19 protein-coding genes are annotated in these 24,734 nt (G+C 72.0%); 3 read left to right on the forward strand and 16 right to left on the reverse strand.

Translation table 11 applies throughout. The annotated features are described in order from the left end of the window. Nucleotides 1-21: 21 nt before the first annotated feature. The 8 genes from CW359_RS45965 to CW359_RS27160 form a co-directional block, all read right to left on the reverse strand. Entirely contained in the window at nucleotides 22-1,137 is a 1,116-nt protein-coding gene (locus CW359_RS45965) for a hypothetical protein (protein ID WP_198655405.1), read from the reverse strand. A 19-nt stretch (nucleotides 1,138-1,156) separates the two neighbouring features. Next, nucleotides 1,157-1,510, reverse strand: coding sequence for a hypothetical protein (locus tag CW359_RS27130; protein ID WP_105972769.1), 354 nt, complete (start codon nucleotides 1,508-1,510; stop codon nucleotides 1,157-1,159). Next, nucleotides 1,497-3,287, reverse strand: a complete 1,791-nt coding sequence (locus CW359_RS27135; RefSeq protein WP_105972770.1) for a hypothetical protein — start codon at nucleotides 3,285-3,287, stop codon at nucleotides 1,497-1,499. Before CW359_RS27135 ends, CW359_RS27130 begins: the two co-directional genes overlap by 14 nt. 162 nt (nucleotides 3,288-3,449) lie before the next feature. Continuing rightward, complete coding sequence (locus CW359_RS27140; protein ID WP_105972771.1) at nucleotides 3,450-4,439, reverse strand: malate dehydrogenase; 990 nt, start codon at nucleotides 4,437-4,439, stop codon at nucleotides 3,450-3,452. 415 nt (nucleotides 4,440-4,854) lie between these two features. Further along, complete coding sequence (locus CW359_RS27145; protein WP_105972772.1) at nucleotides 4,855-6,222, reverse strand: XRE family transcriptional regulator; 1,368 nt, start codon at nucleotides 6,220-6,222, stop codon at nucleotides 4,855-4,857. 407 nt (nucleotides 6,223-6,629) lie between these two features. Next, nucleotides 6,630-7,094, reverse strand: coding sequence for a helix-turn-helix domain-containing protein (locus CW359_RS27150; protein WP_105972773.1), 465 nt, complete (start codon nucleotides 7,092-7,094; stop codon nucleotides 6,630-6,632). A 56-nt stretch (nucleotides 7,095-7,150) separates the two neighbouring features. Beyond that, nucleotides 7,151-7,645 carry a DUF3017 domain-containing protein gene (locus CW359_RS27155; RefSeq protein ID WP_232838619.1) on the reverse strand — a complete coding sequence of 165 codons (495 nt, stop codon included), beginning with the start codon at nucleotides 7,643-7,645 and terminating at the stop codon, nucleotides 7,151-7,153. A 121-nt stretch (nucleotides 7,646-7,766) separates the two neighbouring features. After that, nucleotides 7,767-8,621, reverse strand: coding sequence for a bifunctional methylenetetrahydrofolate dehydrogenase/methenyltetrahydrofolate cyclohydrolase (locus tag CW359_RS27160; RefSeq protein ID WP_105972774.1), 855 nt, complete (start codon nucleotides 8,619-8,621; stop codon nucleotides 7,767-7,769). Nucleotides 8,622-8,878: 257 nt separating this feature from the next. On the opposite strand from CW359_RS27160, the gene CW359_RS27165 reads away from it, so the two are divergent. After that, the gene (locus CW359_RS27165) at nucleotides 8,879-9,502 is read left to right on the forward strand and encodes a hypothetical protein (RefSeq protein ID WP_105972775.1); all 624 of its coding nucleotides are present in this window, start codon (nucleotides 8,879-8,881) and stop codon (nucleotides 9,500-9,502) included. A 94-nt stretch (nucleotides 9,503-9,596) separates the two neighbouring features. On the opposite strand, the gene purH is transcribed toward CW359_RS27165, so the two are convergent. Next, on the reverse strand, nucleotides 9,597-11,168 hold the full coding sequence (gene purH / locus CW359_RS27170; RefSeq protein WP_105972852.1) for a bifunctional phosphoribosylaminoimidazolecarboxamide formyltransferase/IMP cyclohydrolase: 1,572 nt from the start codon (nucleotides 11,166-11,168) through the stop codon (nucleotides 9,597-9,599). 17 nt (nucleotides 11,169-11,185) lie between these two features. After that, entirely contained in the window at nucleotides 11,186-11,824 is a 639-nt protein-coding gene (gene purN / locus CW359_RS27175; RefSeq protein ID WP_105972776.1) for a phosphoribosylglycinamide formyltransferase, read from the reverse strand. A gap of 307 nt (nucleotides 11,825-12,131) precedes the next feature. On the opposite strand from purN, the gene CW359_RS27180 reads away from it, so the two are divergent. Beyond that, nucleotides 12,132-12,938 (forward strand): hypothetical protein, encoded by an 807-nt coding sequence (locus CW359_RS27180; RefSeq protein ID WP_105972777.1) that lies wholly within the window; start codon nucleotides 12,132-12,134, stop codon nucleotides 12,936-12,938. On the opposite strand, the gene CW359_RS27185 is transcribed toward CW359_RS27180, so the two are convergent. Beyond that, nucleotides 12,935-14,623 carry a cell division protein PerM gene (locus CW359_RS27185; protein ID WP_105972778.1) on the reverse strand — a complete coding sequence of 563 codons (1,689 nt, stop codon included), beginning with the start codon at nucleotides 14,621-14,623 and terminating at the stop codon, nucleotides 12,935-12,937. The genes CW359_RS27180 and CW359_RS27185 overlap by 4 nt on opposite strands. Nucleotides 14,624-14,720: 97 nt before the next feature. On the opposite strand from CW359_RS27185, the gene CW359_RS27190 reads away from it, so the two are divergent. Next, nucleotides 14,721-15,800 (forward strand): helix-turn-helix domain-containing protein, encoded by a 1,080-nt coding sequence (locus CW359_RS27190; RefSeq protein WP_105972779.1) that lies wholly within the window; start codon nucleotides 14,721-14,723, stop codon nucleotides 15,798-15,800. Nucleotides 15,801-15,929: 129 nt separating this feature from the next. Here the strand turns inward: CW359_RS27190 and sucD are convergent, their stop codons facing one another. The 5 genes from sucD to CW359_RS27220 all read right to left on the reverse strand — a co-directional run bounded on the left by sucD (nucleotide 15,930) and on the right by CW359_RS27220 (nucleotide 24,651). Beyond that, nucleotides 15,930-16,814, reverse strand: a complete 885-nt coding sequence (gene sucD, locus CW359_RS27195; protein WP_105972780.1) for a succinate--CoA ligase subunit alpha — start codon at nucleotides 16,812-16,814, stop codon at nucleotides 15,930-15,932. A 21-nt stretch (nucleotides 16,815-16,835) separates the two neighbouring features. After that, a complete protein-coding gene (gene sucC, locus CW359_RS27200) occupies nucleotides 16,836-18,014 on the reverse strand; it encodes an ADP-forming succinate--CoA ligase subunit beta (RefSeq protein ID WP_105972781.1) in 1,179 nt (392 codons plus the stop codon). Nucleotides 18,015-19,617: 1,603 nt separating this feature from the next. After that, nucleotides 19,618-20,802, reverse strand: a complete 1,185-nt coding sequence (locus CW359_RS27210) for a VWA domain-containing protein (protein WP_105972783.1) — start codon at nucleotides 20,800-20,802, stop codon at nucleotides 19,618-19,620. After that, a complete protein-coding gene (locus CW359_RS27215) occupies nucleotides 20,799-23,345 on the reverse strand; it encodes a DUF5682 family protein (RefSeq protein WP_105972784.1) in 2,547 nt (848 codons plus the stop codon). The genes CW359_RS27210 and CW359_RS27215 overlap by 4 nt, the downstream gene beginning before the upstream one ends. A gap of 160 nt (nucleotides 23,346-23,505) precedes the next feature. Then, on the reverse strand, nucleotides 23,506-24,651 hold the full coding sequence (locus tag CW359_RS27220) for an ATP-binding protein (protein ID WP_105972785.1): 1,146 nt from the start codon (nucleotides 24,649-24,651) through the stop codon (nucleotides 23,506-23,508). Nucleotides 24,652-24,734 lie beyond the last annotated feature (83 nt).

Below are 24,734 nucleotides of genomic sequence, written 5' to 3' on the forward strand. Positions count from 1 at the left end.
GCGCCCACCCGACACCCGATTTCACCGAATTGACGGGGTCCCAGCCGTGGAATCCTGTGGAATCGCGCCAGTCCCCGTGCCAAGTCGCCCCGACTGACCCGGCTGACCCGACTCGCCGGGTTGACCTGGCTCGCACGCGCCCAGTGGCGGGCAGAACCACTCCAACGCGACCGTCAGCAGCTCCAGTTCGTCGTCCCGCCCGTCCGCGTCAGGTCCGTACGCCGCGATCGCGTAGATGTTGCTGTCCGACGCGACGAAACGCTCGTCGTAGACGTGCCAGCGGCCGACCTCGGGTTCGCCCCTGATCGCGTCGGCCAGATACTCCAGCCGGGACCCGGTGAACGTCCCGTCGTCGAGCGTCTCCAGCCCCAACTCCGTGAAGCCCGCCGCCTTTCCGGTCGCGTCCGACAGGAACAGCTCGAACGAGGCCCGTGGCGACGGCTCCTGCACCTGGTACACCTGAATCCGGTGCGTACTGTCCGAACTGCGGTAGTTGACGACCCGGATGCCGTACTGGGAGTCGGCCGTCGTACGCGTCCACCCCTCGGGCAGCGCGATCCGGAACCCCTCCCCGTCCTCGAACACCTCGTACCCGAGGGGCGGTTGGGCGGCGACGGAGACCGAGGCGGACGGCGAGGACGCGCTCTCGCTCGCCGACTCGCTCGGCTGCTCCACCGGCTCCGACGAGACCACGGACGCCGTCGACACCCCGGCGGCGGTCGCCCGGGACGCCTTGCCGTCGTCGTCCCCGTTGTCGACCACGAGGGTCAGCACCAGCGCGACCGCGACCGCGACGACACCGGCCCCGCCGAGCCCGGCGAACAGCAGCCGCCGCCGTCTCGCGTCGACGTCGGCCACCGCGGCGGCCGACGGGCCGGGCACACCGCCGGGCCACCCCGTCACCGTGGGCGCCTCGGCGGACCCGGCCGGGGGCGGCTGCCACCAACCCGCGCCATCCGGACCGGCGTCCGGCGGCACCTCGTACGCCGACGCGTCCGGTCGCACCACCTCCGTCGGCGAGAAGCCCGGCATCGGCGGTGGCGGCGGAGTCACCGGAACGCCGGCCCCGCCACCACTCCCCACGTCCTCCCAGCTCTGCGTGTCCTCGTTCCAGTACCGAGCCGATCCCCCGCTCATCCCACCCTCACCCTCCCCCTCACAGCCCCACCAGGGCCGCCACAGCCCCCGCCGAGGCGAGGACGTTCAACAGGGCCTGGGAGTCGCCCAGTAGCTCTCTCAGGCGTTCCCGGCGGGACGGAGCCGCGCTGCCCGTGCGGGTGATCTCCTCCTCCGTCTCCGCCAGGGCCCTGTGCAGCGCGTCCGTCTCCTCGCTCGCCCGCACCCTCGCCAGGTCGGCGCGCAGTTCGCGTACCGCCGTCAGCAACTGCTCGGCGATCTCGTCGCGTTGGGGTGCCGTGCCGTGGTGGGAGACGGCGCGCGCGTGGCTGCCGACGGCGAAGGTGCTGTGCGAGACGTCGCCGAAGCTGACGTTCGGTTCATCGTTGGCCATCGGTACCCGGTCCTGTCTGCGGCGCGGCGCCGCCGGTCGTGGAGGAGGCGGAGGCGTTCGGGCCCACGGCGAAGGTGCTGTTCTCCACCCGGGCGAAGTTCGTGACGTCGCCGAAGTTGTTGACCGTGGTGATCTTCTGCATGAACTCGCCGGTCAGATACCCGGATTCGGCCAGCGCCGCCCGAACTCCGCCTGCCACCCGGTCCTGCACGTTCTTCAGATAGCGCAGTACGTCCATCTCCTGGAAGTCCGACCCCAGCGGTACGGAGCCCAACTCCCGTACGGAGACGCCCGGACCGTCGGGCAGCGCGCCCGCGTACCCGCCGGTCAGCAGCCGCCAGACGTACAGCAGCCCCTTGCCCAGCGTCACGAGCGAACGGGCCACCGAGCCGGGGACCTGGGCGACGGCCCAGGCCGCCTTGCCCAGCGCGTTGTTGTGGCGGTAGCGGTGGGCGGTGCGGTCGGCGTTCTTGAAGTCCTCGCGCACCGGCGTCAGTACGTGCGGGGCGACCTCCAGGGTGAGCATGCGGCCCTGCGTGTGGATGCGCACGAAGACCGTGACGACCAGCTCCTCCTCCCAGCCGCCGACCCGGATGCGCAGGAAGTGCCGCCGCTTCTCCCCGCCCTCCTCGACCGCCCGCGCCCGGTGCTCCTCGAAGGCCTGCGGATGGTACGGCGCCTCCTCGCGCCGCAGGATCCCCTCGGCCGGCAGGAACACGCACTCGTCGATCTCCAGCCGCCGCAACCGGTCCCGCCCGAGCTGACCGGAGTACTCGGCGGGCAGCCTCAACTGCTCTATCAGCGGCCGGATCCTCTCCAGCACGACCCGGTTGCCGAGCGGCTGCTGCTTCTTCATCTCGTCGGGCCGCAGCTCCACCGCGAGCACCCACGTCTGGTAGGCCGCACCCGCCCCACGGAACGGCCGCGCCTCGTTGTACATGATCAGCGGCGCGTGCTGTTCGACACGGATACGTTCCTTCAGCCGGTGGAAGCGGTGTCCCTCGGCCTGTTCGGCCGGGTCGGAGGCGGCGTCCGGGAAGCGGCGCGGGGAGAGTTCGGCGGCGAGCGCCCGCGCGAACTGCCCGCGCTGCGCGGCGACACAGGCCGCGATCAGGGCGAACATCGTGAACGTCGCCCAGGCCTGCCACATCTCGATCAGCCCGTCGACATCGCTGCCGGACGGCACCAGCACGTCCGTCGCGCTCGTCGACCCGGAGAGGCCGCCGTCGCCGTACAGACCGGAGTCGTAGCCGGAGGACGAACCGCTCGACGAGTCCTCGTCCAGGCGCCCGAAGGCGACGGCCGCCGTGAAGACCAGCAGGATCGCGAACAGGGCGCGGCCCCACCAGCGGAGCAGGAAGGCCGGCACCCGCCGGTACAGGGGCGCGTACTCGCTGCGGCCCCGGATCCAGGAGGCGAGGGCGATGTACAGGATGGGGGCGAGGAAGAGGGCCAGCAGTCCGCCGGTCAGCGCCGCGCCGATCACCCAGAGGGCCAGGATCGCCCCGGCCCACAGCAGCTCCTGGCGTCTGGCTCTCAGCGCGTGCGCGAGGACGCGGGCCGCGTCGAAGCCGAGCGAAGGGGCCACGATGCGCTGTTCGTTGAGGTGCAGTTCCTCGATGACCCGGTCGCGGTAGTCGGAGTCCAGGTAGGTACCGGCGCACAGCAGCCGGGTGGCCTCGCTGGCGTGCGGCAGTGGTTGCGGCGGTGGCTGGGGTTGCGGTTGCTGTGACGGCTGCGGTGGTTGTGGTTGCTGCGGCACATGAGTGGTGCTCACGCGACTCCCCCGATGCGTGGAACGTCCCTTGCCAGAGAGCAAGTTGACAGCCCATCAGCATAGAGGGGCGGGCGTTTCGGCAACAGGGAATTGCCAAGGGCCCCGTCCGGCCGAAGCCGGAACGGGGCCCGAGGGCAGTGCGGTTGGACCGGGACCAGGGGACTAGATGAGGCCGAGGGCGCGAACCGCCTCGCGCTCCTCCGCCAGCTCCTGCACCGAGGCGTCGATCCGGGCGCGGCTGAACTCGTTGATGTCCAGGCCCTGGACGATCTCGTAGACGCCGTCCTTCGTGGTGACCGGGAAGGAGGAGATCAGGCCCTCCGGGACGCCGTACGAACCGTCGGACGGGATGCCCATGGAGGCCCAGTCGCCGTCGGCCGTGCCGTTGACCCAGGTGTGGATGTGGTCGATGGCGGCGTTGGCGGCGGAGGCGGCCGAGGACGCGCCGCGGGCCTCGATGATCGCGGCGCCGCGCTTGGCGACGGTCGGGATGAAGTCCTCGGCGAGCCACTTCTCGTCGCTGACGACCTCGGCGGCGTTCTTGCCGGCGACCGTGGCGTGGAAGATGTCGGGGTACTGGGTGGCGGAGTGGTTGCCCCAGATCGTCAGGCGCTTGATGTCGGCGACCGTCGAGCCCGTCTTCTTCGCGAGCTGGGTGAGCGCGCGGTTGTGGTCGAGGCGGGTCATCGCGGTGAAGCGCTCGGCCGGTACGTCCGGGGCGGCGGCCTGGGCGATCAGCGCGTTGGTGTTGGCCGGGTTGCCGACGACCAGGACCTTGATGTCGTCGGCGGCGTTGTCGTTGATGGCCTTGCCCTGCGGCTTGAAGATGCCGCCGTTGGCCGAGAGGAGGTCACCGCGCTCCATGCCCTTGGTACGCGGGCGGGCGCCCACCAGGAGGGCGACGTTGGCGCCGTCGAAGGCCACGTTCGCGTCGTCCGTGATGTCGATGCCCTGGAGCAGCGGGAACGCGCAGTCGTCCAGCTCCATGGCCGTGCCCTCGGCGGCCTTGAGGGCGGGGGTGATCTCCAGGAGGCGGAGCCTGACCGGCACGTCCGCGCCGAGCAGCTGGCCGGAGGCGATGCGGAAGAGCAGGGCGTAACCGATCTGGCCGGCCGCGCCGGTGACGGTGACGTTCACGGGAGTGCGGGTCATGGCGTTCTCCGTATGACAGCTGGCGGTGGGGCGTCGCTGCCCCGGTTCGGATGATCGATCTCTTGGCATCAAGAGAGATCCGCCGTCAGGCTATCGCGCATCCGGGATCCCGTACGTCCGGGTCCCGTGTGGCCCGTCCCACAGCGTTCCGCTTCCCGCGAAGTCCCGCCCTGGCGCCGGGAACGGCGGCGGTCGCCCGTCCGGGAGAGGTGTGACGGGCGACCACCGCCGGGGGACCGGTCGGACCGGATCCCGTGGGGGTACTTCACCGCCTGCCCCGATCCCGGCGAGGCATGCCCCGTCCATGGCGATTCCCCTCGCACGACCGTCCGCGCCGCCGTGGATCCGCGGCCCTTCGAGCCCGTACGAGGGGAATGTGCCGTCGCGCCGCGGCGTCCCGTCGGCGCGTGCGCCGCTACTGCGTGCAGCCCTTCTCACCGGTCGCGGCGAGGGTGACGCACGCCGTGGCGTCGCCCGCGTCCTTCACGGCCACCATCGGCGTGTACGCGTCGGTGTCGGTGTCGACCGCGCCGGTCTGCTTCGCCCCGCCGGAGGCGGTGACGTCGACCTGGTCGCCCGGCGCCGCCTGCGTGATGCGGGCCCAGGCCGCCTGGCAGGTCTTGCTGTAGCGGACCTCGACGAGCGTGGTGCCGACGGTGACGCTGTTGGCGGTCTGCGCCAGTTCGCCGCCGCAGCCCATGTTCTCCGGGTCCTGTCCGGTGCACGCCTCGCCGCTGCACTCCACGCCGACCGGCAGGTCGGGGTCGGTGCCTGCCGAGGTCGTCGGGGACGGGCTCGGCTTGGCCTGCGGGGTGTCGTCGCCCTTGTTCGTGAAGATCAGGGCCGCCGCGACCACCACCGACGCGCCCACGACACCCGCGAGGAACATCGTGAGCCGCCGCTTGCGCCGCGAACCGCCGGAGCCACCGCCACCGGGCCGGGCGTCCTGCGGCTCGCCGCCGGGCGTCGGCACGGGCGTACCGGGGGTCCAGGGCGCGGCGCCCGGATAACCGGAACCACCGGGAAACCCGGAGGGTCCACCGGGGCCACCCGAACCGACCGGGCCACCGGGGCCGTCGAGGCCGGAAGGCGTGGCCGTACGCCCCCCGGCGCCGCCTCTCGACGCCGGGCCCTGATACCCGGCCATGCCCCAGGAGTTCCCCTCGGCCGAGGCCGAACTCGCGGAGCTGGCCGAGCTGACGGAACCGGCCGAACCGGCGGAACTCACCGAGCCGCCCGCGCCGCCACCGCCCCGGGCCGCACCGGCCCGTACGTCGCCGACCGAGTCCCGGGTCTCCGGGGGCGTCGGCTGCGGCGGGACGGTCGGGGAGACACCGGCGGGTCCGGCGATCCCCGGAGTGACGGTCGCGCTCCGCGAGGCCCGGCCGCTCTTGCCGCCGCCGTTCTTGCCGCCCACGTTCTTCGTCTCGGCGGCGGGCGCCCCGAACTCCCCCAGCGCGGCGCGCGCCTGGGAGATCCGGATCGCCTCCATGGTCATGTCGTGCCGCATCTCCGAGCGGCTCCAGGCGCGCTCGGCCAACTCCCACATCGTGGTCAGGTGAATGGGATTCGTGTTGGTGACCTCGGCCAGGGCGACGATCGCGCCCTTGGGCGCGAGAAGCCGGCCGTTGAGATAACGCTCCCAGGACGTCTTGCTGTAGCCCGTGCGGTCGGCCACCGCCGCGATGTTCAGGCCGCTGCGGTCCACGAGCCTGCGCAGCTGGCTCGCGAACTCCTTGACCTGCGGATCTAGTTCATCCGGCAAGGCCCTCCAACGAGGCATGCTTCCCCCCTCATTCCCCCCGGTCGTGCTGGCTGTGTCTCCCGTGCGTAAAGCCGTGGATCCCTCGGCCGAGTCTGTTCCTGACTGTCCTGGCTACCCACACGGATGCGCCCGTTCAGGATCTCGGTTCCCGGGGTGGGGGCGCACGGGAGCATTGTCCGGCCTGGAGGTGCACCGTTGCACGCCCCCGGCTTGCGGTCCAGTGTCCCAGTGTTCCACCGACCACCCTCCCGGCCGGCCGAACCTCTGGATGGTGCACGGGACGCCCCGGACCGTCCCGATTGCCCACATTAGCGGTGGCGCGTTGCGCGCCGGTTGCAATTCCTCGAACTTACCGACACATCGCCACACAGAAAGCACAAGAACGGTCACAGTGGGCGCAGAGCTGTCGGATTCCCTCAGCGGCATCAACCAAAAACGACAGCGCCGACCACGGCGAGCATGACGAGCACCGGCACGAGAAGCAGCGCGACGAGCAGCACCCGCCGCGAGGAGTCACCGGGGGCGGACTCGGATTCCACCCACCACGGAAGGGTGGGCACCTCCTCCTCGTACACCCCGTCCTGCTGTGGCGTGTCCGGCACGGGGGCCGGCGGCCGGGGCCAGACCTGGACCGCCAGTTCCCAGCGGACCCCGAACCGCTCGGCGTCCGCCGGGGTCAGGCCCGCGACCCGGCACAGGGCGGCTATCGCCTGCCGGGGCGGCGGCTGGGTCGCGTTGAGGTACCGCTGCCAGGAGGACTTGCTGTACGCGGTACGGGCGCCGAGCGCGGCCAGGCTGAGCCCGGTGCGGTCCTTGAGCCCCCGCACCTGCTCCACGAAGTGCCGCACCTCCGGCGGCAGATCCTCCGGCAGTGGCTGCCAGGCGCTCATCGCCCACCTCCACGGTGTCGGACCACGCCGGAGGGCGGGTCGGTTCCCGACGGGGTCTACAGACCGCCGTGGCTACGGATCGTGTAGTGCAGCGTGTCGTCGAGGAACGGAATCTCCAGCCAGGGATTCGGCTGGGCCATCATCGACAGCAGCACGATGGCGGTGCCCAGCAGGGTGTACGTGACCATGTCCGTGAACCGGGACCGTACGGCGAGCATCCCGACGTCCGGCACGACCCACCGCAGTACGGCCCCGGCCAGCAGCGCGGCCCCGATCAGCAGCGTCCCGTACCGGAACACGTCCAGCGCGGTCAGCAGCAGCCCGAGCCCGACCGCGCCCAGCACGACCAGGATCGGCCACTGCCGCACGGGCGCGGGCGCGTCCCCGGGAGCGGCCCGGCCGCCCCCCTCGGGCCGCGCGGTGTCCCGCGTGAAGAGCGGGAAACGGCGCGTGGTGCGCCGGGGCCGCCCGGAGGCGTCCGGGGCGCTGACAGGGTCCACGACCGCACCGGCCGGGTCACCCGGCTCGCCCACTCCGTCGGACGCGGACACCGCACCACCTCCGGAAACCCTGCCGCCGTCGGCCCCGGCACCGGGACCGGGCACCTTGCCCGAACCGGGCACGCCACCCTCGCTCGTACCGCCGACGACGCCTTCGCGTACGCCCTCCGCCTCAGCCGACACTGCGTTCCGCCGCCTCGACCACGTTGACGAGCAGCTGGGCGCGGGTCATCGGGCCGACTCCGCCGGGGTTCGGGGAGATCCAGCCGGCGACCTCGGTCACGCCCGGGTGGACGTCGCCCACGATCTTGCCCTCGGCGGTGCGGGAGACGCCGACGTCGAGGACGGCGGCGCCCGGCTTCACGTCCTCGGGGCGGACCAGGTGGGCCGAGCCGGCCGCGGCGACGATGATGTCGGCGCGGCGGAGGTGGGCGGCCAGGTCGCGCGTGCCCGTGTGGCACTGCGTCACCGTCGCGTTCTCGCTGCGCCGGGTGAGGAGAAGGGGCATCGGGCGGCCGATGGTCACGCCCCGGCCGACGACCACGACCTCCGCGCCCTTGATCTCCACGCCGTGCGCGCGGAGGAGGGTGAGGATGCCGTTGGGGGTGCAGGGAAGGGGCGCCGGCTCGTTCAGGACGAGGCGGCCCAGGTTCATCGGGTGGAGGCCGTCCGCGTCCTTGTCCGGGTCCATCAGTTCGAGTACGCGGTTCTCGTCGATGCCCTTGGGAAGCGGCAGCTGGACGATGTAACCGGTGCACGCGGGGTCCTCGTTCAGCTCGCGGACCACCGCCTCGATCTCCTGCTGCGTGGCCGTGGCGGGGAGTTCGCGCTGGATGGAGGCGATGCCCACCTGCGCGCAGTCACGGTGCTTGCCCGCGACGTACTTCTGGCTGCCGGGGTCCTCCCCCACCAGGATCGTGCCGAGGCCGGGCGTCACACCCTTCTCCTTCAGCGCCGCCACGCGGGCGGTCAGATCGGACTTGATCGCTGCTGCGGTGGCCTTGCCATCGAGAATCTGGGCGCTCATACCCACATCCTCGCGGATGACCGCCCCCCGGTTCCAATCCGGGTGCCGTCCGACGACCGCCCATGATCGTGGATGTTGCACTTGCACAACACATGCACTATGCGGCTGGACAAGTACGTACGAACTAAAGAACGATAAAACGCTAAGCAGCACAGTGCCGCGGGCAGGGCCGGGGGGCGTACCGCATCTGCAACACCTTCCTCCGTTCGGTGCCTCGCGTCGTCCCCGCACTTGACGCAGACGGAGGAAGACCCGCCATGAGTTTCGGCGACCCGAACAACCCGTACGGCCCGCCCCAGCAGCAGCCGCAGCAGCCCGCGCCCGGCTACGGCTACCCCCAGCAGACCCCGCCCCAGCAGCCCGGTTACGGCTACCCGGCGGCCCCGCCGCTCGGTCAGCAGGGGTACGGACAGCCGGGCTACGGCGGTTACCAGGGCGGCCCGTTCTCGATGCCGGGCAATGTGAAGGCCGCCCGCGTGATGCTGTTCGTCATCGCGGGCTTCCAGGTGATCGGCGCCATCCTCTTCGCCCTGTCCGCGGTCGCGATCCACGCCGCGAAGAACGACGAGGAGCTCCAGAACAACGTCGACTTCCAGCAGCTCGCCGACTACTCCGCCGGGGCCCTGTGGGCGTTCACGGCGATCGTCCTCGGCTGGGGGATCTTCGCGATCGTGCTGGGTGCGAAGTTCGGCAGCGGCGGCAGCGGCCTCCGTATCACCACGCTGGTGTTCGCGATCATCACCGCCGTCCTCGGCATCTACCCCTTCATCGTCATCGGCCTGGTGCACACCACCCTCGCGGTGCTCATCGCGGTCTTCGTCGGCAAGTCCGACGGCGCGGCCTGGTTCAACCGGTCGAAGTACCCGGCGGGACACCAGTAGTCGCACAGTCGCACCGGCGGCGGTACCGAAAAGGGTGCCGGCCCCCTCCTGGGAGGGGACCGGCACCCCTTTCATGTTCATGAGCCTCGGGACCTCAGTGGAAGAAGTGCCGCGTCCCCGTGAAGTACATCGTGACGCCCGCCTTCTTCGCGGCCTCCACGACCAGCTCGTCCCGCATCGAACCGCCGGGCTGCACCACGGCCTTGACCCCGGCGGCCGTAAGGATCTCCAGCCCGTCCGGGAACGGGAAGAACGCGTCCGAGGCCGCGTACGCGCCCCGCGCCCGCTCCTCGCCCGCCCGCTCGACCGCCAGCTTCGCCGAGTCGACCCGGTTGACCTGGCCCATGCCGACGCCGACCGAGGCGCCGTCCTTGGCGAGCAGGATCGCGTTGGACTTGACGGCCCGGCACGCCTTCCAGGCGAACGCCAGCTCGGCCAGTTCGGCGGCGCTCAGCGCCTCGCCCGTCGCGAGCGTCCAGTTGGCCGGGTCGTCGCCGTCGGCCTGGAGCCGGTCGGTCACCTGGAGGAGGACACCGCCGTCGATCGGCTTGACCTCGACGGGGTTGGCGGGTGCGCCCGCCGCCCTGAGCACCCGGATGTTCTTCTTCTTGGCGAGGGCTTCGAGCGCCCCCTCCTCGTAGTCCGGCGCGACGATGACCTCGGTGAAGATCTCCGCGACCTGCTCCGCCAGCTCCTTGCTCACCGGCCGGTTGACGGCGATGACCCCGCCGAACGCCGACAGCGGGTCACAGGCGTGCGCCTTGCGGTGCGCCTCGGCGACGTCCGAACCGACCGCGATCCCGCACGGGTTGGCGTGCTTGATGATCGCGACACAGGGCTCGGCGTGGTCGTACGCGGCACGGCGGGCGGCGTCCGTGTCCGTGTAGTTGTTGTACGACATCTCCTTGCCGTGCAGCTGCTCGGCCTTTGCGAGACCGCCGCCGTTGCCGTCCACGTACAGCGCGGCGGGCTGGTGCGGGTTCTCGCCGTACCGGAGGGTGTTCTCGCGCTCCCAGGTGGCGCCCAGGAAGTCGGGGAACCGCGACTCGTCGACCGGGGCGTAGGAGGACGCGAACCAGGAGGCCACCGCCACGTCGTACGACGCCGTGTGCTGGAAGGCCTCCGCCGCGAGCCGCTTGCGGGTGGTGAGGTCGAAGCCGCCGGTCCGGACGGCGCCCAGGACGTCGGCGTACCGCGCCGGGCTGGTGACCACGGCCACCGACGGGTGGTTCTTGGCGGCGGCGCGGACCATCGACGGGCCGCCGATGTCGATCTGCTCGACGCACTCGTCGGGCGAGGCACCGGAGGCGACCGTCTCGCGGAAGGGGTAGAGGTTGACGACGACCAGGTCGAAGGGCTCGACGCCCAGTTCGGCGAGCTGGCTGCGGTGGTCCTCAAGCCGCAGGTCGGCGAGGATGCCCGCGTGCACCTTGGGGTGCAGGGTCTTGACCCGGCCGTCCAGGCACTCGGGGAAGCCGGTCAGCTCCTCGACCTTGGTGACGGGGACGCCCGCGGCGGCGATACGCCCAGCGGTCGACCCGGTCGAGACGAGCTCCACGCCGGCCTCGTGCAGGCCGCGGGCCAGCTCTTCCAGGCCGGTCTTGTCGTAGACGCTGATGAGCGCCCGGCGAAGGGCCCGCTTGTCGCTCTCGGCGGTGACAGTGATGTCGTCGATGTCGGCGGTCACTGGATAACTACCTTTCGTCCCTCAATGCGATAGCCGTTGCGGGCGAGCCGCCCCACGACATCGACGAGCAGCCTTCGCTCGACTTCCTTGATGCGCTCGTGCAGAGCGCTCTCGTCGTCCTCGTCCCGGATCTCGACCACGCCCTGAGCGATGATCGGCCCGGTGTCGACGCCGTCGTCGACGAAGTGGACGGTGCAGCCGGTGACCCTGGCGCCGTACGCGAGCGCGTCGCGAACGCCGTGGGCCCCCGGGAAACTGGGCAGCAGGGCGGGATGCGTGTTGACGAACCGCCCGCCGAACAGGGCCAGGAACTCCTTGCCCACGATCTTCATGAACCCGGCGGAGACCACCAGATCGGGCTCGTACGCGGCCACCGCACCGGCGAGCGCCGCGTCCCACTCGGCCCGGGTGCCGTGGTCCTTCACCCGGCACACGAAGGTCGGCAGCCCGGCCCGCTCCGCGCGCGCGAGCCCCTCGATGCCGTCCCGGTCGGCCCCTACGGCGACGATCTCGGCGCCGTAGGCCCCGGCGCCGCCGGCCGCGATGGTGTCGAGGAGCGCCTGAAGATTCGTACCGGATCCGGAGACCAGCACGACAAGGCGTTTGGCGACCTTGGCGGCCTGGGACTCGGCCACGGCGGGGCCCTTTCTCGGGGGAGCGGTTTCGTGCGGGCGGCTCACATGCCCACTCGTGTGTTCATACGAATGCTTCGCGTCCCGGGATACGGGGAAGTCTACGAAGCGGCCGACCGCCAGCAACGATACCGGCACACCGGACGGCCCCCACGGGACGGGGGCGTGGCCGGAAGGTAGCGTCTGCGAGGGGCCGGTCCGGGAACGCGGTCGTCATGCGGTGCGTTCACCGGGTGACGGCTCATGCCGGAACAGCCTCCACCAGAGTTGTGACCACCGTTGTAACCAACAAGGGGAAGACGCTCACTTGATGTCGGACCGCAGCCTGCGACTCCTCACGCTCACCCCGCAGTCGGTGCTGCTGCGGGAGCGCCCCGCGTCGCCGCCCGACGCGGCCTCGGACAAGAAGCCGGGCACGAAGAACGGCGACCGGGGCGAGGCCGGCGACGCCCAGGAGAGCGCGGCCCAGGACGACAACCCGTTCGCCCCGCCGCCCGAGGGCAGCCCTGACAAGCCCTGGCAGCCCCGGCGTCCGGAGGGCGAGGACCAGTCGGGCGGCGGGTCCGGTGGCCCCTCGCCGTGGGGCAGTCAGTGGAGCGACCGGCAGCCGGGCCGTTCCCCGGGCGGCTTCGGCGACCGTTCCGGCCGTCCCGGCGGCCAGGGCGGCTCCGAGGGTCCGGGCGACGGGCCGGGCACGAACCCGCGCTGGGACCCGACGGACCCGGCCCAGCGCCATGCGCGGTACGCCCTGCTGTGCGGCATGTGGGCCTTCTTCTTCGCCCTCTTCGCCTGGCCGTACGTGGCGCTGCTGCTCGGCGCGCTCGCCCTGCACTGGGGTATCAGCGCCCTGCGCGCCAAGCCCCGCACCCCGAACCCGGACAACCCGGCACCGCAGCAGGGCGCGGGCGGCGGCGGCCGACCGCAGAAGACGGCCGCGATCAGCGGTCTGGTCACGGCGTCGCTGGCGCTCGTGATGGTCGCGGGGACGTTCAGCCTCCAGTTCGTCTACCGCGACTACTACACGTGCGCGAACGACGCCCTCACGACCACCGCGAAGAAGGCCTGCAACGACCTTCTCCCGAAGGAACTCCGGCAGGTGTTCGGCACGAACAGCTAGCCGGGAAGCCTGCTTTCCTCCGGCTCTTCCGGCTCGTCCGACTCCCCCGGCTCCGGTGGCGGCGGTGTCGCGGACGCCTCCTTGAGCGCGGCCCAGCGGGCCTCGCGGGAGGCGGTGTCGTACCAGGGCGAGAGCGAGGGCGACGGCAGGTCGAGGGGGAGGAAGTCGTAGGCGGCCTCCGCCTCGTAGGGGTCGCCGGCCTCGTACGCGTCTTCGCCGACGGTGACGGTGACATCCGCGGTGACGGCCGTCGTGCCGTACGGCTTCCTCGTCGCGCCGGGGACCTTCGGTGACGTCAGCTTCAGGGTCCCGATGTCCGTGCCGGTGCCCTTCGGCCGCTCGCGCAGGCGCCACGCGCGCAGCCCGAGGGCCATCGGCAGGGCGACGGTCGCCGTCCACGCGAGCGTGGCCGCGCCCGTCAGCCACCACACCGGCCCGACATGGGCGAGGGCGTGGTTGCCCAGCGGCCCGCCGGACAGCGCGGCGAGCGCGGCGAGCGCGCCCGCGCACAGCAGGGCGGCGAACCCGGCGTTCGCGGCGGTACGCCCGACCGACCACGGCACCCGCCCGGCCTCCGCCGGACTCGCCGCCCGCGCCGTGAACCACCCGACCGTCACCCCGGCCGCCACCGGCACCGCCGCGACCGCCCAGGTCAGCGGGGTACCGGGACCGGCGTCCGGCACGGCCGACAGCAGCGGGAACGGCGGCAGCAGCGGCGCCGGATCGGCACCCAGCGGCCCCGTCACCCGGCCGGCGCCGAGCACGAACCCGGGCCCGAGGGCGTAAGCGGCGCCCCACAGCGCCGCGTTGGGGATCAGGGCGAGACAGAGCAGCAGTACGGCGATCCGCCCCGACCACGCCTCCGTCAGCTGCAGGAAGGAGACCCGGGCGGCCCCGCCGTGCCCGACCAGCGACACGGCCACGAGCAGCGCGCCGCCCCCGACCAGCACGGCGACCCCGGCCCCGGCGGCCCGCCCGACGGCCAGGACCCGGCCCCGTACCGCCGGGTCCAGGACGCGCCGGCGAACCCACCTGGGCAGCAGATACAGCACCCGGGGTGAGAGGGGCGCGCGCGGGCGGCCGTACGCCGTCCAGACCCCGGCGCCCGCCGCCGCCATGGTGAGCAGCGGTACGCATACGACAGTCCAGGCCCAGTCGGGACTCAGACCGCCCCCGGCCGCGTACAGGGCGACGCCCCCGGCGACGGTCAGATACCCGGCGACGACGCCGAGCCAGGCGGTACGGGCGGGGACGGGAGGCGCGTCCCCGGTCGCGTCCTCCTCCGCCTCCGGGCCCTCGGCCACGTCACGGGCGGCGCGGTGCAGCAGCCAGACCGGGAGGGCGAGCAGGAGGAGCGGGGTGACGCCGACGGGGGCGGGGGCGCCGGAGAGGCCGTCGACGCGGACCAGTTCGGCGCCGTGGGCGAGCAGCCAGAGGGCGGCGGCGATGTGCAGGGCGCCGTCGGGGCCGCTGTCCGGATACGGCGAGCTGATCCACAGCACCATCACGAGCACGGCGAACGAGCCGAGCCCGAGCCCCGCCGCGACCGCGCCGCCCAGCAGGCCGGCGCCCAGCCCGGGGGAACGGTCACGCAGCCGGTCGCGGACCCGGTCACGGACCCGTGCCCGGGTGCGCAGGGGCAGGAAACGAAGCCGGCGATCGGTCATCTGGGTCACGAGCGCCATGCTCCCAACGACACGCGCTTTCCGGGTGTAACAGGCGAACTTACGACGTGTCACTCAATATACGTTTTATGTACTTTTTCGCGCGAAGGGGCCCCCGGTGACACAGAGCCCCACCACCCCGCTGCCCCCACCCGCCGAGCGCCGACGCCTGCGCGAGTCACAGTCGCTGACGCGGGCTCAGGTCGCCGAACGGGTGGGCGTCAGCCGCGAGACGGTACGCGCGTGGGAGACGGGCCGCACAACACCGCGCGGACGCAGGGCACAGGCGTACGCGGCACTGCTGGCGGCGGCGCCGACACCGTCAACGCCCGCTGCCACGCCTGCCGCCACGGCCGTCGCCGAGGCTGCCGTCGTCGCCACCGCCCCGCAGGACATGCCACCCCTGACGCCGGCTCAGGCCTTCGACGCGCTGTACGCGTTCTGCGCCCCGGCACTCGTACGGCAGACGTATCTCCTCACCGGGCGCCGGGAGTTGGCGCGCGAGTCCGTCGAACGGGCGTTCCAGCTGGCGTGGCACCGTTGGCCGGAGGTGGCGGTGGACCCGGACCCGGCGGGCTGGGTGCGTGCCACGGCGTACGACTGCGCCCTCTCCCCCTGGCACCGCTTCCGCGCCCGCCACCGCCACCCGGAGGCCCCACCCGCCGACCCGACCGACCGCGCCCTGCTCTCCGCCCTGCTGCGACTGCCCCCGCCGTACCGCCGCACCCTGCTCCTCTACGACGGTGTCGGCCTGGGCCTGCCGGAAACGGCGGCGGAGACGGAGGCGAGCACACCGGCGACGGCGAACCGCCTGCTGCACGCCCGCGAGGCGCTGACGACCCAGCTCCCGTCCCTCACGGACCCGGCCACCCTCTCGACCCGCCTGTCGGTCCTGGCGACGCACGCCCGCCTGAGAGCGTCCCGCCCGTCGACGGTCCGCGCGGCAGGCGAACGCCGAGCCCGGAACTGGACCCACGCGGCCATCGCCTTCACGATCGCCCTGACGGCGGCCACGACATTCACCCTCCACACGTCCCCGACGCACTACGAGCCTCCGGTGGCCCCGGGAGCAACAGTCCAGGGCGTACCACCGAGACCGGCCCCGGGCCCGTTGTCCCGTACGGAACAGAAACTCCAGAAGAAGCTGGAGGAGGAACCGGCAAACGGCCCGGAGAGGGTGACACCGGAGCCGAGGTGAGGCGCGCGACCCGGCTGTGGGCACAGCCACCAGTTCCGGGTACCCGGCAAAGTAACGGCACCCGCACCAACGCCAGTGGGCCCGCCCCAGCAAAGGGAACGGGCCCACAGAGGCTCAGCTCAAAGAACGTCAGCCGGCGAGAAGCTCGCGCGCCAGCTTCGCCGTCTCGGTCGGCGTCTTGCCGACCTTGACGCCGGCGGCCTCAAGCGCTTCCTTCTTCGCAGCCGCCGTACCGGACGAACCGGACACGATCGCACCCGCGTGACCCATGGTCTTGCCCTCGGGCGCGGTGAAGCCGGCGACGTAACCGACGACCGGCTTCGTCACGTTCTTCGCGATGAAGTCCGCGGCGCGCTCCTCGGCGTCGCCACCGATCTCACCGATCATCACGATCAGGTCGGTGTCAGGGTCGGCCTCGAACGCGGCGAGCGCGTCGATGTGCGTCGTACCGATGACCGGGTCGCCACCGATGCCGACGGCCGACGAGAAGCCGATGTCCCGCAGCTCGTACATCATCTGGTACGTCAGCGTGCCCGACTTCGAGACCAGACCGATACGGCCCGGCTTCGTGATGTCGCCCGGGATGATGCCGGCGTTCGACTGGCCCGGGGTGATGAGTCCGGGACAGTTCGGGCCGATGATCCGGGTCTTGTTGCCCTTCGACTGCGCGTACGCCCAGAAGGCGGCGGAGTCGTGGACGGCGATGCCCTCGGTGATGACGACCGCGAGGGGGATCTCCGCGTCGATCGCCTCGACGACCGCGGCCTTGGCGAAGGCCGGCGGTACGAAGAGTACGGACACGTTCGCGCCCGTCTTCTCGATCGCCTCGGCGACCGTGCCGAAGACCGGGATCTCGGTGCCGTCGATGTCGACCGACGTGCCCGCCTTGCGCGGGTTCACACCGCCGACGATGTTCGTGCCGTCGGCCAGCATGAGCTTGGTGTGCTTCATGCCCGTGGCACCGGTCATGCCCTGGACGATGACCTTGGAGTCCTTGTCGAGGAAGATAGCCATGGCTTGTCTGTCCCTCTTCCCTTACTTCGCAGCCGCGAGCTCGGCGGCCTTGTCGGCCGCGCCGTCCATGGTGTCCACGCGCTGGACCAGCGGGTGGTTGGCGTCGGAGAGGATCTTGCGACCCAGCTCGGCGTTGTTGCCGTCGAGGCGGACGACGAGGGGCTTGGAGACTTCCTCGCCCTTGTCCGCGAGCAGCTGCAGCGCCTGCACGATGCCGTTGGCGACCTCGTCGCACGCGGTGATGCCGCCGAAGACGTTGACGAAGACCGACTTGACGTCGGGGTCGCCCAGGATGATCTCCAGGCCGTTCGCCATGACGGCGGCGGAGGCGCCACCGCCGATGTCGAGGAAGTTGGCGGGCTTGACCCCACCGTGGTTCTCACCGGCGTACGCGACGACGTCGAGGGTGCTCATGACGAGCCCCGCGCCGTTGCCGATGATGCCGACCTCACCGTCGAGCTTGACGTAGTTGAGGTTCTTGGCCTTGGCGGCGGCCTCCAGCGGGTTCGCGGAGTCCTTGTCCTCAAGGGCCTCGTGGTCCGGCTGACGGAACTCGGCGTTCTCGTCGAGGGAGACCTTGCCGTCGAGGGCGATGACCTTGCCGGAGGCGACCTTGGCGAGGGGGTTGACCTCGACGAGGAGGGCGTCCTCCTTGATGAAGGTGTCCCACAGCGTCACCAGGATCTCGGCGACCTGCTCGGCGACCTCGGCCGGGAACTTCGCCTGGGCGACGATCTCACGGGCCTTCTCGATGCTGACGCCCTCGTTGGCGTCGACCGGGACCTTCGCGAGGGCCTCGGGGTTCTCCTCCGCGACGACCTCGATCTCCACGCCGCCCTGGACGGACGCCATGGCGAGGAAGGTGCGGTTGGTGCGGTCGAGGAGGTACGAGACGTAGTACTCCTCGACGATCTCGGGCGCGGTCTCGGCGATCATCACCTTGTGGACCGTGTGGCCCTTGATGTCCATGCCGAGGATGTCCGTCGCGCGGGCGACGGCCTCGTCCGGGGTGGCGGCGAGCTTCACGCCGCCGGCCTTTCCACGCCCACCGACCTTCACCTGCGCCTTGATGACGGACTTGCCGCCCAGACGCTCGGTCGCCGCGCGCGCCGCCTCAGGCGTGTCGATGACTTCACCGGCCAGCACCGGTACACCGTGCTTGGCGAAGAGGTCCCTCGCCTGGTACTCGAACAGGTCCACGCGCGTCCGTCCCTATCAGTGATCTCGCGGTTCGTTGTCTGCGTGGGCGTGCCGCGATGGGCAACGTGACGTCCGCTGTGTCACAAGGGTGGCGCACACGGTGTCCGAGCGCGCGGCATGTCCGTCTCGCAGGTTATCGCCGCACCCCGCAGGTCCCTAAATCAGGAATCACACCTGAGCGGTGATACCTGTCACAGAGTGCCACTCACGGCCGCCTGACGGCCCCTGTGAGGGCACTCGGGAGGCACTCCGGCGGGGCTTAGATGCGGTTACGGGTGCAAAGGTGAGGCCTCACCGGGCTGGGGTGGGCCCGGTGAGGCCCCTGGAAGGCCCGCCGACGGCTTCGACGGTCCTCCGGCAAGCGGTCTCCCACCCCTATGGGAGCCCACTCACCGCCCTCCACCGGTCACAGCCACCGCCGGGCCGATGGCATTCGGCCGTACGAGGCTGTCCTGACGGAGTCCGGATGATCCGCACGTCGGGCGCGCGGAAATTCGGGGGTACGGAAGCTTTCAGGGGTACGGAAGCTACTGACTGGCACTGCGTGCAGTCACCGCAGGCTCCGCTCACGCACGGCGGCGCAACGGAGCGGGAGACAAGCCCCTAACCGGGGAAGACGGGAACGGCCCGGTGCCGGTCCCGCACCTCGGCGCCGCCAACACCCGCAGCGCCCTCCGGCACGAACCGCACCGACACCCGCTGACCCGACGCGACGGCATACCCATCGCCGTGCCCGCCCCCATGCCGGGAAACACCACCGTCGACGACCGCCCGTTCACCGGGCACCCGCTGAGGCACCCCACCGGGCGAACCCCCAGACACCTGCCGCACGGACGGCGCCGGGACACGTACACCGTGAACGTCCACGCCACGACCGCCGACCACGAACCGAGGCCCGTGGACGACTCCGCCCTGAGGCGTCTCGGCGACGGGCGCGGGCCGGGTCTGCTCCGGCGAGGAGGGGATCGCGGGAGATGCAGGGGAGGCGGGCGTGGAGGGAACGGTGGGCGAGTCGGGCACACCCGGAAGCACAGGCGGTACGGGCGGCACAGACGGCACAGGCAGCTCGGGAACCGCCGGGAGGGTCGGCAGGTCGGGCAGGGCAGGAAGCTCGGGGAGTTCCGGAAGCGCGGGCAGGTCGGGCAGGGTGGGCAGCGTAGGTAAGGCGGGCAGGGTCGGCACCTGAGCCGACACCTCCGCCAGCTCCTCGGTCACGGCGTCCACAAGCCCACCGACGGGCTCGACCAGCTCAACAGGCCTCGTCGGCAGAACCGGAACCGGAACCGGCAGCTGAGTCTGCACCTGACCTGGAACCGTCGGCGCACCCCCCTCCGCCGCATGCGCCCGCTCCCCGAAGAGGAGCCCGAACACGAGCAACCCGCCCACCAGCACGGCCAGTTGCAGCGCACGCCGCCCAACCGCCGTGCGCGTCACGCGCAGTACGGCAAGGGACAGGGCGGCTGGCCAGTTCAAGGGGAGGAACACTCCGGGCGGCGACAGGACTGGGTGGGCGCCGATCTTCGCACGCCTCTCCCGAGGTCGCGCAACCACCCCATGGCCGATGCACAGTCATGTCCGTTTTGCCGCCGGAGGCCCCCTCAGCTCACTCGGTGTCGGGTATCGGCAGCGGACGCTTCTCGATCGCCGCCGCCATGATGTCCGGGAACAGATCGGGCGTGCAGGCGAACGCCGGTGCGCCCAGCGCCGCGAGCGCAGCCGCGTGCTCCCTGTCGTACGCCGGCGCCCCCTCGTCGGACAGCGCGAGCAGCGTCACGAACTGCACCCCGGACGCCTTCATCGCGGCGACCCGCTTCAGCATCTCGTCGCGGATGCCGCCCTCGTAGAGGTCGCTGATCAGCACGACGACCGTCTCGGCGGGCCGGGTGATCTGCGACTGGCAGTAGGCGAGCGCCCTGTTGATGTCCGTACCGCCGCCGAGTTGCGTACCGAACAGCACGTCCACCGGATCGTCGAGCTGGTCGGTGAGGTCGACGACCGCCGTGTCGAAGACGACGAGCCGGGTGTCGATCGACCGCATGGACGCCAGCACCGCCCCGAACACCGACGCGTACACCACCGACGCCGCCATCGACCCGGACTGGTCGATGCAGAGGACGACCTCCTTCCTCACCGACTGGGAGGCCCGCCCGTACCCGATGAGCCGCTCCGGCACGATCGTGCGGTACTCGGGGAGGTAGTGCTTGAGGTTGGCCGCGATCGTACGGTTCCAGTCGATGTCGTGATGGCGCGGCCGACTGATCCGGGCGCTGCGGTCCAGCGCACCGGTGAGCGTGGCCCGGGTCCGCGAGGCGAGCCGCTTCTCCAGGTCTTCAACGACCTTGCGTACAACAGCTCTCGCCGTCTCCTTGGTCGTCTCCGGCATCGCCTTGTTGAGGGAGAGCAGCGTGCCGACGAGGTGCACGTCCGCCTCGACCGCCTCCAGCATCTCGGGCTCCAGCAGCAGGGCGGAGAGCCCGAGCCGGTCGATGGCGTCCCGCTGCATGATCTGGACGACGGACGACGGGAAGTACGTCCGGATGTCCCCGAGCCACCGCGCGACCGACGGCGCGGAAGCCCCGAGCCCCGCCGAACGGTCCCGCCCCGCCCGGTCCTTGCCCCCGTCCCCCCTCCCGTAGAGCGCGGTGAGCGCCCCGTCCATGGCGGCGTCCTGACCGGAGAGCGCGCACCCGGTGCCGTCGGCCGCATCGCCCCCCAGCACAAGCCGCCACCGCCGCAACCGCTCCTGCGCGGACTCCACTGACTCAACCGACCCGGTCGTCACTGTCATGCCCCCACCCCCACAAGCCCGTTGTCACCGGTCCCCCCGGCACCCACTCCCGCCCCCGAACCCGGCGCCGTCCCGAGGAGCAGCCGAAGCACCGGCAACACGGCATCCGCCCGCCGGACATCGAGGTCGGGCGCGAACCCCGGCACCCCGGCAGCACCGGCCACCGAACTCCCCCGCTCACCCGGCCCACGCCGGACCAGTTCCCCGAGCGTCCGGCGCACCCCCGGCTCGTACACCGAGAAGGTGCGCCTCAGCAGCGGCAGCACATCGGTGAACGCCTCCGCCGGCACCCCGGTCAGCCAGGCGTCGACGAGCCCGAGCAGCCGTTCGTCGTGCACGAGCAGCATCCCGCCCCCGGAACCACCCCCGACGAACCCCTCGATCCAGGCGGCGGCATCCCCCGGCGCGGTCCCCGGCGACAACACGAGCCCCATGAGCACGGCGGCCTCGTCCTGCGCCAACTCCCCCTCGTCCAACAGCAACCGCACGGCCCGCCCCCGCACCACCCCGGCCACGCTGTCCCGCCCGCCCAGCACCCGAAGCACGGAGTACCAACGCCGCCGCAACCGCCCGGCCGACGACGCGTGCAGACCACCCGCCTCGACGCCAACGCCGTCTCCTTGGCGCCGCAGCTCACCGGCAGGAGCCTCGCCCTCCGCGGATTCCCCTGCTTCCCCGAACTCCCCGGACTCGGCGGTACTCGCCGGGCTCACAGGGCTCTCGGCGGCCTCCCCCAGCAACCCCACCGCCCCATGCACGGCGTCCACATGCCGCCGCATCTCCTCCGCCGCGTCCGTGTCCAGTGCGGCGCAGGCCGGCGGCAGGCCGACGAAGACGCGTTCGGCGAGGCCCGCCGCGACCTCCGCCAGGGCCTTGGTGTCCGTGCCGCGTACGTCGCCGTAGCGCAGGGAACGGACCAGCGCGGGCAGGGCCTGGGCCAGGTGGCCCACGTCCGCGTCCAGGGCCGCCCGGTCCGCGAGGACGCGCATCACCATCGGGAGCGCGTCCGGCAGTTCGGCGAGCAGACAGCGCTCGGCGAGTGCGGTCACGTCGGCCAGCGAACCCGCGCCGACGGCGTCGGCCTCCGCCCTGGCTGTCGCCGCCGAGAGCACCGTCGTCCCCCACACCCCGGCCTCGGCGACCCGTACCGCCAACTCCGGCTCCCACCGCAGCCGCCAGGTCTCCCGGAACGTACCGGTGCTGCCGTGCGACGCCGCGGGCTCGCCCCAGCCGACACCGAGGAGCCGCAGCCGGTGCAGCAGCCGACTCCGCCCGGCGTCGGTCTCCTTGCGCAGGTCGAGCTCCAACTCCCGCTCCAGCGCCTCCGGCTTGAGCCGCAGCCGGCGCTGCAGCCTGGTCAGGTCGCGCTGCAACGGCACCGCGGGCGCCGACTCCGGCACCTCCCCGAGCACGTCCCCGACGACGAGCCGGTCCCGCACCAGCGCCAGCGGCACGTCCGACCCCTCGCACATCACCGCCCGCACGGCGTCCGTCGTCTCGGTCAGCCCCGGCAACGGACGGCCCCGCATCGCGGCGAGCGTCTCCGCCAGCCGCACCGCCTCGATGACGTGCGCCGAGGAGACCATCCTGTCCTCGGCGCGCAGCAGCCCGGCCACCTTGGTCATCCACCGCTCGACCGGCCGGTCCCGTACCCCGAACAGGTGCCCGTACCAACCGGGCGAGTCGATGCCCGCCCCGTATCCACTGGCCCGCGCGAGCCTGCGATGCGTCCACGGCACCCAGGTCACGTCCACCTTGACCTTGGGCAGCCCTTTCAACAGCGCCCGGTCGGCCGCGACGGCACCCTTCCGCCGCAGCGCGGGCACATGCCAGGCCCCGCACACCACGGCCACCGCCGCGTCACCGAACTCCCGCTGCGCCGCCCGCACTTGGAGCCGCATGTACGCCTCCCGGACGAGGTCCCGGTCATGCCCTCCGGTCCCGTACACCTCCCGCAGCGCGCCCATGGCCTCTTCGAGCACCTCGAAGGGAGCGAACGCGTCCCCCTCCCCCACCCCCCGGTGCTCGACCACGTCCTCCCACCAGCGCTCGGGATCGTCATAGCCACCGGCCCGCGCGAGCACGGCGAGCGGATCGATCCGCACATCCGCATCCGCATCAACGTCCACAGCCGCGCCCGCACCCGTGTCCGTGTCCGTGTCCGTGTCGGAGACGGTCTCGCTCCCCCATGCCAGCGTGTGCGTGGCGGGAAGGTCGATGAAGCGGGCGGGGACCCCCTGTTCCAGCGCCCAGCGGAGCGCCACCCACTCCGGGGAGAACTCGGCCAGCGGCCAGAAGGCCGAGCGGCCGGGTTCGTCCACCGCGTGGGCCAGCAGGGCGACCGGCGGTCGCATGTCCTCGTCGGCGGCCAGCGGGACCAGCGCGTCGGCCTCGGGCGGTCCCTCGATCAGCACGACCGCGGGCCGCGCCGCCGCCAACGCCGCCCGAACCGCCCGCGCCGACCCGGGCCCGTGATGCCGCACCCCGAGCAGCAACGGCCCGCTACCGGACCACTTGCCCCCGCCCCCCTCTGCCTCCGTCACACCAGCCCCCTCTCGGGCCACCGCAAGCCGCCGTCACCGACCGCTCCGCTCACCCCACCGACCCCCACGACCACCGGCCCGTCTCCCGCCGACATCACGGCCACGCACCCCCACCCCCACGCACCCGCACCCGCACCCGCACCCGCACCCATCGGACAACTCACGCGCTCACCTCCCGGCACGCCCGGTAGAAGTCCTTCCAGCCGTCCCGCTCGCGGACCACCGCCTCCAGGTACTCCTGCCAGACGACCCGGTCGGCCGCCGGATCGCGTACGACGGCCCCGAGGATGCCCGCGGCGACGTCGGATGCCCGCAGGACGCCGTCGCCGAAGTGGGCCGCCAGGGCCAGGCCGCTGGTGACAACCGAGATCGCCTCGGCGGTGGACAGCGTGCCGCTGGGCGACTTCAGCTTCGTACGGCCGTCCGACGTGATGCCGTCGCGCAGCTCGCGGAAGACGGTCACGACCCGGCGGATCTCGTCGACGCCGTCCGGCACCGCCGGCAGGTCGAGGGAGCGGCCGATCTGGTCGACGCGGCGCGAGACGATGTCGACCTCGGCGTCGGCGCTCTCCGGCAGCGGCAGCACGACCGTGTTGAAGCGGCGGCGCAGGGCGCTGGACAGCTCGTTGACCCCGCGGTCGCGGTCGTTGGCCGTCGCGATCAGGTTGAACCCGCGGACCGCCTGCACCTCCTGCCCCAACTCCGGTATCGGCAGGTTCTTCTCCGACAGGATGGTGATCAGCGTGTCCTGGACGTCCGCCGGGATACGGGTCAGTTCCTCGACGCGGGCGGTCATGCCCTCCGCCATCGCCCGCATGACGGGACTGGGCACGAGGGCGGCACGGCTCGGGCCGTTCGCGAGCAGTTCCGCGTAGTTCCAGCCGTACCGGATCGCCTCCTCCGGCGTGCCGGCCGTGCCCTGGACCAGCAGCGTCGAGTCGCCGCTCACCGCCGCCGCCAGGTGCTCGGACACCCAGGTCTTCGCCGTCCCGGGCACGCCCAGCAGGAGCAGGGCGCGGTCGGTCGCGAGGGTGGTGACGGCGACCTCGACGATGCGGCGCGGGCCGACGTACTTCGGGGTGATCACCGTGCCGTCCGGCAGGGTGCCGCCCTGCAGATACGTCGCGACGGCCCACGGCGACAGCTTCCAGCGTGCCGGGCGCGGCCGGTCGTCCTGCGCGGCCAGCGCCGCGAGTTCGGCGGCGAAGGCGTGCTCGGCGTGCGGGCGCAGTTCCTCCGTGCCGTTCGCGTGCGCGGAGTTCTCGTGCGTCGGGTCGACGGATGTCGGTTCAGCGGAAACAGGCATGGCTCGGTCCCCCTCCAGCTCGGCCGGTCTTGGCCCGTTCGGATCTGGTGACCACACTGCACCACGCCACTGACAACGCGTTC

Source organism: Streptomyces geranii (assembly GCF_002954775.1).
GTDB classification, from domain to species: Bacteria; Actinomycetota; Actinomycetes; order Streptomycetales; family Streptomycetaceae; genus Streptomyces; species Streptomyces geranii.